4 protein-coding genes and 1 pseudogene are annotated in these 7,475 nt (G+C 71.9%); 4 read left to right on the top strand and 1 reads right to left on the bottom strand.

The window, feature by feature from the left end; translation table 11 throughout:
* Positions 1 to 1,686, bottom strand: a 1,686-nt coding sequence (locus ACFXAZ_RS25630) for an AAA family ATPase (protein ID WP_384595690.1), incomplete at its 3' end; no start/stop codon positions are given.
* 1,703 nt (positions 1,687 to 3,389) lie between these two features.
* Between ACFXAZ_RS25630 and ACFXAZ_RS25635 the strand changes: the two are divergent.
* The 4 genes and pseudogenes from ACFXAZ_RS25635 to ACFXAZ_RS25650 all read left to right on the top strand — a co-directional run.
* Positions 3,390 to 4,176: pseudogene (locus ACFXAZ_RS25635) on the top strand (IS5 family transposase); the annotation flags it as partial.
* A gap of 1,085 nt (positions 4,177 to 5,261) precedes the next feature.
* Positions 5,262 to 5,534, top strand: coding sequence for a phosphopantetheine-binding protein (locus tag ACFXAZ_RS25640; protein ID WP_384595693.1), 273 nt, complete (start codon positions 5,262 to 5,264; stop codon positions 5,532 to 5,534).
* Positions 5,531 to 6,550 (top strand): 3-oxoacyl-ACP synthase III family protein, encoded by a 1,020-nt coding sequence (locus tag ACFXAZ_RS25645; protein WP_384595696.1) that lies wholly within the window; start codon positions 5,531 to 5,533, stop codon positions 6,548 to 6,550. Before ACFXAZ_RS25640 ends, ACFXAZ_RS25645 begins: the two co-directional genes overlap by 4 nt.
* Positions 6,547 to 7,461 carry a 3-oxoacyl-ACP reductase family protein gene (locus tag ACFXAZ_RS25650; protein WP_384595699.1) on the top strand — a complete coding sequence of 305 codons (915 nt, stop codon included), beginning with the start codon at positions 6,547 to 6,549 and terminating at the stop codon, positions 7,459 to 7,461. Before ACFXAZ_RS25645 ends, ACFXAZ_RS25650 begins: the two co-directional genes overlap by 4 nt.
* Positions 7,462 to 7,475: the final 14 nt, after the last annotated feature.

Raw genomic sequence — 7,475 nt, forward strand, 5'->3', positions numbered from 1 at the left:
CAGGTGCTGGTCACACCGTGGAACTTCCCGGCCGCGATGGCCACCCGGAAGAGCGGCCCGGCGCGCGCGGGCCGCGGGCCCGGGGTGCGCCACCCCGCCCCTGTCACCCCCCCGAGCCCCCCCCCCCGGGCCAGTGGCGGCGGTGGCGGTTGCTGCGGCGCCCGTGCTGCCGCCTGCGCGGGCGGTGGCGGTGGTGGTGCTGGTTGTTGCCCGCTGGTGTGCGAGTGCGCGGGCGGAGGCGGGGCCGAGGCCCGTGAGGGCCACCTCGGTGCCGTCGCCGGCGTGCTCGAACGCGAGCATCGCCTCGTCCAGGCCCGCCCGTACCCCCCGCCCGGCGGACACCGGCAGATCGTTGCGCGCGGCGGCCACCACACACAGCCGGGCCCCGGCACCGGTGCGCAGCACGTGCCGCAGCAGTGCCACCGTCCCCGGGTCGGCGCGGTGGGCGTCATCGATCAGAACGGCGCAGGGCCGTTCACCGGCCGCCGTGAGCAGCAGCTGGGTCAGCGCGGCGAACAGGACCGGCTGCCCGGGCAGTTCACCGGGCGGGCACGGCCCCGCGAGCGAGGGCAGCAGCAGCCGCAGCGCGCCCCGGGCGGCGGGAGAGACGGCGTCCAGCGGATCGTCGGGCGAGGCGGCGACGTAGCCGTCCAGTGCCTCCACGAACGGCTGGTACGGGAGCACCGCGTCCTCGTCGCACCGGCCCACCAGCAGCAGCCCGCCCGCGGCGGCCACCTGCGCCCCCGCCTCCCGCAAAAGACGCGTCTTGCCGATCCCCGACTCCCCCGTGACCAGCACGAACTGCCGGCGCCCGCGGGCCGCCCGCTCCCACGCACCGGCCACAACCGCCAGCTCCCCCTCCCGCCCCACGAACACCTGCCCGCCGGCCGGCCCGCCACCGTAACCGGTGACGGGCACCTGTCCGTGGGGCGGTGAGGAGGGGCCCAGCAGCGCCAGATAGGCGGCCTCCGTCTCGGGCGACGGGTCGATGCCCAGCTCCTGTGCGAGATGACGGCGCAGCCGCTGGTACGCCCGCAGCGCCTCGCCCCGGTTGCCCATGGCCTCACGCACCGCCATGAGACAGCGGTGGGCGCTCTCCCGCCCCGGCGCGCGGGCCACCGCCTCCTCGGCGAGAACAACGGCCCGCCCGTGGTCCCCCGCCCCCATCGCCGCCCGCCCGGCGATCTCCAGGGCCGTCACCAGATGCCCGCCCAGACGCTCACGCCACCCCTCCACCCACTCGCCCTCGTGCTCGGACAGGAACGGGAACCGCAGCCGCTCCGCGGCCCGGCCCGCCAGCCGGGCCGCGCCCGCCACATCACCCGCACGCAGCGCCTCGTGCGCCGCGGACACCGCCCCGACCGCCTCACGCACATCGACGGGCACCCCCTCCCCCAGCGCCAGGACATACCGGCCGCCCCGCTTGACCAGCAGGTCCCCGGGCCCGGCCGGCAGCAGACCCACGAACGCCCGCAGCCGGCTCACCAGCGTCCGCAGAGCCGACGCCCACGTCGGCGGAAGCGTCCCCGGCCAGATCACATCGGCCAGCTCCTCCCGCGTCACCCCCTCACGCCCCGCGAGAACAAGACGCGCCAGCGCCACCCGGGCCTGCGCACTGTGCAGGTGATGCACCCTGCCGCCGCACCGCACAGCCATCGGCCCCAATATCTCGATCCCGGTGTCCATGAAACCTCTTCCCCCTGGAGGTGCCTGTGTGGTGGACAGGGTCCGGCCCGGCGATACCAGCACGGTCCCACCCACCCGCCCCCCGCCCGTGGGACCGCACTGGTATCAACAGGCCCTACGGTTGCCCGCCCCCACGACCGCAACCACACCACCACCCACAAGCCCCCCCCCGCCCCCGCCACACCCCCACAGCCCGACCGCACAAAGGCCGGCGGCACCAGAACACGACAACCCAACGGGGCAGGACCGGGACCACGGTGAAGAACAGGAACAGACCGAAGACCAGAACCGGGAACACCCGCCCAGAACCGGGGACACCCGCCCGGGACCGGGGACACCTGCCCGGGACCGGGCCGGGACAGGGTCAAAACCACGGTGAGAGCCACTGTCCGGGACCGGAGGCCAGGGACACGGCAGAGACCGGGAGCGGAGACCGGGACCGAGAGAAACGGTGAAGACCGGAACCAGGACCGGAGCCAGAACCAGAACCAGGACCAAGGACCGGGACCGGGACCGGGACCGGGGGCGGGGACCGGGACCGGGGGCGGGGACCGGGACCGGGGGCGGGGACCGGGACCGGGGGCGGGGACCGAGGCCAGGATCAGGATCGGGGCCGGGGCCGGGGAACACGGTGACGGCCAAGCTGGCGGCGTACACGTGCACGGCCGCGTACGGATGAACGCGCAGAGCCCTGACACACCGAGAAACACGGCTGGGACCGGACCCGACGACACAGCTGAGGACACCGTCAAGGCCAGGACCGAGAAACACAGCCGGGACAAAGACAGAAGCCAGGGCCGAAGACACTGCCAGGACCAGGAGCCGAACGGGGCGAAGGCCGGGGCGGAGACCGGAACCGAGGAACGCGGCGCAGACCGAGGGCGGAGACCTGAGGCGGAGGCCTGGCGCGGAGCCGGGGCGGAGGGACGCGGCTGAGGACTCCTGCCGCAACGGCTTCGGGCGTCACCGCAAGATGAGTTGCGCCTCCGGGGTGAGGAAGGGATCCGTGGGACCGCCTGCGGATCTCCCGGCAGACCCGCAGGCAGCAGACCAGTACGGGCGGGCACACACCCGACGGCCCGGACACCGGACACCGGGCCCGGAACCGGGCCGTGTCCAGTACCGCGGCGACCGTCGGCCGGCGCAGGTTCACACCACGATCCCGCACCAGCCGGGCACCCGCCGCGCCCGCAGCCACATAGCCGTACACGGGCGGCACAGCCAGCAGAAGAAGGGAATGCAGCCGGGCAGCACCAACACAGCCGCCACCGGCCGGGCCGGCGGTGACCGCAACGCCGCCGACCCGCACCCGGCCGACAGAGCCCCGCCCGGTCCCGCCACCACGCCCCCCTCAACGCCCCGATACAGGAACCGCCGACAGCCACACAGCAAAACCAGGGAAACACTCACCCCCGCGCAACCCGGCGTGGAAGACCTCACACAACCGGGCCCGCACCCGGCCCCGGCCACCCTCCGGGCGGCGCCGGCAGGCCATACCCGAACCGAAACCGGGTTCCCGCCGCAGACGTCTCCCAGGAGACCCACGGACAGCACCCGCAGCCCCCAGCACCCGGCACCCGGCACCCGGCACCCGGCACCCAGACCAGATGCCCTCCAGGGAAGCCCCAGCCGAATGACACCCATCCCCCTGGAGTGCGTGACTCTGACGGCTTGTCGGCCTGCATGTGGAGAGGGACGAGCGGCTGCCGTGGGCCGTGCCGGATGAGTTGCGGGCGCGGATCGAGCCGTTGCTCCCGGTCGTGGCGCGCCGTGCGGATCATCCTGGGCACAGGCATCTGGACGACCGGAAGGTGCTGTCGGGCATCCTGTTCGTGCTGTCACCGGCATTCCGCGGGAGTTCCTGCCCCAGGACCTGGGCTCCGGCTCGGGTCCGGCCTGCCGGCCGCGTCTGCGGAACTGGAACGATGCGGGGGTCCAGCAGGAACTCCCGCAGCCGTTGCACGGATCGCTGCCGGCGAGCTGCACGCCGCCGGCGCACTGGACTGGTCGCGGGCGGGTGATCGGAGGCTCCCGCGTGCGGGCCGTGAAAGGCGGCCCAAAAAACCGGCGGGGCCCGGTCGGCCGTACCCGGACCGGCTCCAGGCAGCACCATCTGGTCGCCGAAGCGCACGGCATCCCCCTCGCGGTATCGATGACCGGCGGCAACCACAACGACATCACCCTGCTCATGCCACCGACCCAGACCGTTCCACCGGTACGCGCCCGACGAGGGCGGCCCCGCCGGCGGCCGGAGGCGACCTGCGCCGACCCGCGGCTACGACCACGGCAAGTACCGCAAACAGGTCCGGACAGCCGGATCACCCCCGCCACCGCCCGACGCGGCACCGGACACGACTCGGGACCCGGCGTCCACCGACGGACGGTAGAGCAGAGCCTCGCACCACTGCACCGGTCCCGCCGCCCGCGTACCCGCTGGGGATCCGCGACGACATCCACGAAGCGTTCCTCCCCCTCACCTGCGGCATCATCCTGGCGACGACCGAAGAACCCGACAACCTGACACCTTGTCAGGAATTCCAGGACCGGAACCCAGGACACGACCGAGACCCCGGCCGAGCCCAGGCCCGAGACCCCGGCCGAGTCCAAGGCCGAGACCCCGGTGGAGTCCAGGGCCGAGACCGTGGCCGCAGACGCCACGGAGAACCCGGGCTGAACGACGCGGCCGAGACCCGGAGGGAATCAGGGCCGAGGGACACGGCCGAGACAGAGACAGAAAGCCCGGGCCGGGACCGGGGTGAAGGACACGGTGGAACCACAGCCGGCACGGCCCCCGTCACATCTGCCACAGGCACATACACGCGGGAACCCGGGACGGCCTCCCCACAGGCAGAACGACCATCAGGGACCGCACCCACCAGCCGGGTCCGCCAGCCGGGTCCGCCGGCCTGGTTCCGCCACCAACCCGGACAGGCACCGTGAACACCCCCCACCCCGGAACACCTGCCCGCACCCACACATCCACCGGGCCCGGCCCGGCGCCGCACACCGCCCCAGCACGTCCCGCACCCGGCACCACCAACCACCGCCCCGGCCGCCCACCACCCCCCGCCGGCCACCACCACCGGCACCGGCACCGGCACCGGCACCGGACTCAACCACCAGGACCGCCAAAGCCGCCAGAGCCGGGCCAGGACCGGACTCAACCACCAGAACCGCGAGAACCCACCAGGCGACCGGCCGACCCGGACTCGACCGCCAGCACCGCCAGGACCGGACCCGACCGCCGGCACCACGAGGACCCACCAGGCGACCGGCCGGCCCGAACTCGACCGCCAGCACCGCCAGGACCGCCAGCACCGCCAGGACCGGGCCCGACCGCCAGAACCGCGAGAACCCACCAGGCGACCGGCCGACCCGGACTCGACCGCCGGGACCGCGAGGGCCGTCAGGACCGGGCCCGGCCGCCGGCACCGGGAGGACCACCAGGGAACCGGCCGGCCCGGCCGGGCGGGCCGTGTCCGCGGTCCGGGACCCGCCCGCCGACTTGCGAAACGCTTGCACCGCCCCCCGTACCGTGCCGCCCACAGGCCGATCACCACGACCAGGAGTCCCCCATGCACCTTCCCACCCTCGAAGTGTCCGTCGACCGCCTGATGACCGTGAGCCGCGTCAAGGTCTTCGACCCCGACACACCACTGACCGCATCCGGGATCGACTCCCTCGACCTCATGGAATGGGTCTACGACATGCAGGAACGCTACCCCGCCCTCGGCCTCGACGAATCGATCGTCGACAGCATCGACGACACCGTCACCTTCCGCCGCATCCACCAGCAGCTCCTCGACACCCACACCACCGCGGCCACCCCCACGGCCCCCGCCGAATGACCACCCCGCCGCAGACACCCGGCATCGGCATCATCGGCTGGGGCACACACCTGCCCGACAAACGCCTCACCAACGCCGAACTCACCGCCCGCTTCGGCATCGACGACGACTGGATCGTCAAACGCACCGGCATCCGCGAACGCCGCATCGCCGGCCCCGGCGAAACCAGCGCCTCACTCGCCGTCGAAGCCGGCCGCCGAGCCCTCGAACACGCCGGCCTGCGCCCCGACCAGATCTCCCACCTCATCCTCGCCTCCGGCACACCCGAACAGCCCTCACCCGCCACCTCCGCGTTCGTCCAACGCGAACTCGGCACCACCGGCGGCGCCCACGACACCAACGCCGAATGCGCCAGCTTCGCCTACGGCCTCGTCATCGCCGCCGGACTCATCGCGATCGACCCCCGCCCCATCCTCCTCATCGGAACCGACACCCACTCACTCGTCGTCAACCCCGAGGACCGCGACCTGTCCGTCCTCATCGGCGACGGCGCCGGAGCCGTCGTCCTGGCCCCCCACGACCGCAGCTGGCTCCGCGGCTGGGACATGGGATGCGACGGCACCAAAACCGACAGCCTCAAAATCCCCGCCGGCGGCAGCCGCCTGCCCACCAGCGAAACCACACTCCGCAACAAACTCCACTACGCACAGATCAAAGGCAACGAAATCTACCTCAACGCCGTCCGCTTCACCGTCGGCTCACTCAAACGCACACTCAACACCACCGGCCTCCAACCCACCGACATCGACCACCTCCTGCCCCACCAGGCCAACATGCGCATCATCGACTCCATCCTCGAACACAGCCACATACCCCCCGAACGCCTCATCACCAACATCGAAAACTACGGCAACACCGGAGCCGCCTCCATGCCCATCGCCCTCGCCGAAGCCCTCGACGCCGGACACATCAAACCCGGCGACCGCATCATGCTCGCCGCGTTCGGCGCCGGCATGGTATGGCTCACCGCCCTCATCGAATGGAACGCCGGCCAACCCCTCAAGCAGACCCCATGACCACCCCCAACCCCCACCCCAACCACAACCCCAACACCGACCGGACCACCAACCCCCACCCCAACACCGGCCACACCACCAGCACCAGCACCAGTCACAGCCCCCACCCCGGCACCGGCACCGGCCACACCACCGGCCCCACCACCGGCGCGGCCACCGGCACCCGCACCGTCTCCGCACCACGACCCGACAAACCCGTCGCCCTCGTCACCGGCGCATCCGGAGGACTCGGCACCGCCCTCGCCACCGAACTCGACCGCATCGGCTGCCGCGTCGCCCTCCACTACCACCACAACCACCACGACGCCCTCCAAACCAGCGAACACCTCACCAACGACAACCTCATCGTCCAAGCCGACATCACCGACCACGACTCCGTCACCAACCTCCACCACCACATCACCCAGGAACTCGGCGAGATCGACATCCTCATCAACAACGCCGCCATCCGCAAAGACGCCCTCCTCATCCACCAACCACCCGAAACCTGGACCCAGATCATCCAGACCAACCTCATCGGCACCTACCACATGACCCACACCGTCCTCCCCTCCATGCTCAAACGCCGATGGGGACGCATCATCAACATCGTCTCCCCCTCCGCCCTCATCGCCACCCCCGGCCAAACCGCCTACGCCACCTCCAAAGCCGCCATCATCGGACTCACCCGCACCCTCGCCACCGAAACCGGACGCCGCGGCGTCACCATCAACGCCCTCTCACCCGGCTTCATGGAAACCCGCATGACCGCCACCGCCACCCAAAAATTCCGCCACAACCTCACCACCAACCTCCCCATCCCCCGCCTCACCACCCCCCAAGAAACCGCACCCGCCATCCACATCTTCCTCGACAACGACTACATCACCGGCCAAACCCTCAACATCGACGGCGGCATCACCCTCACCTAACCCACCCACCCACA

Source organism: Streptomyces sp. NPDC059477 (genome assembly GCF_042749375.1).
Classification (GTDB): domain Bacteria; phylum Actinomycetota; class Actinomycetes; order Streptomycetales; family Streptomycetaceae; genus Streptomyces.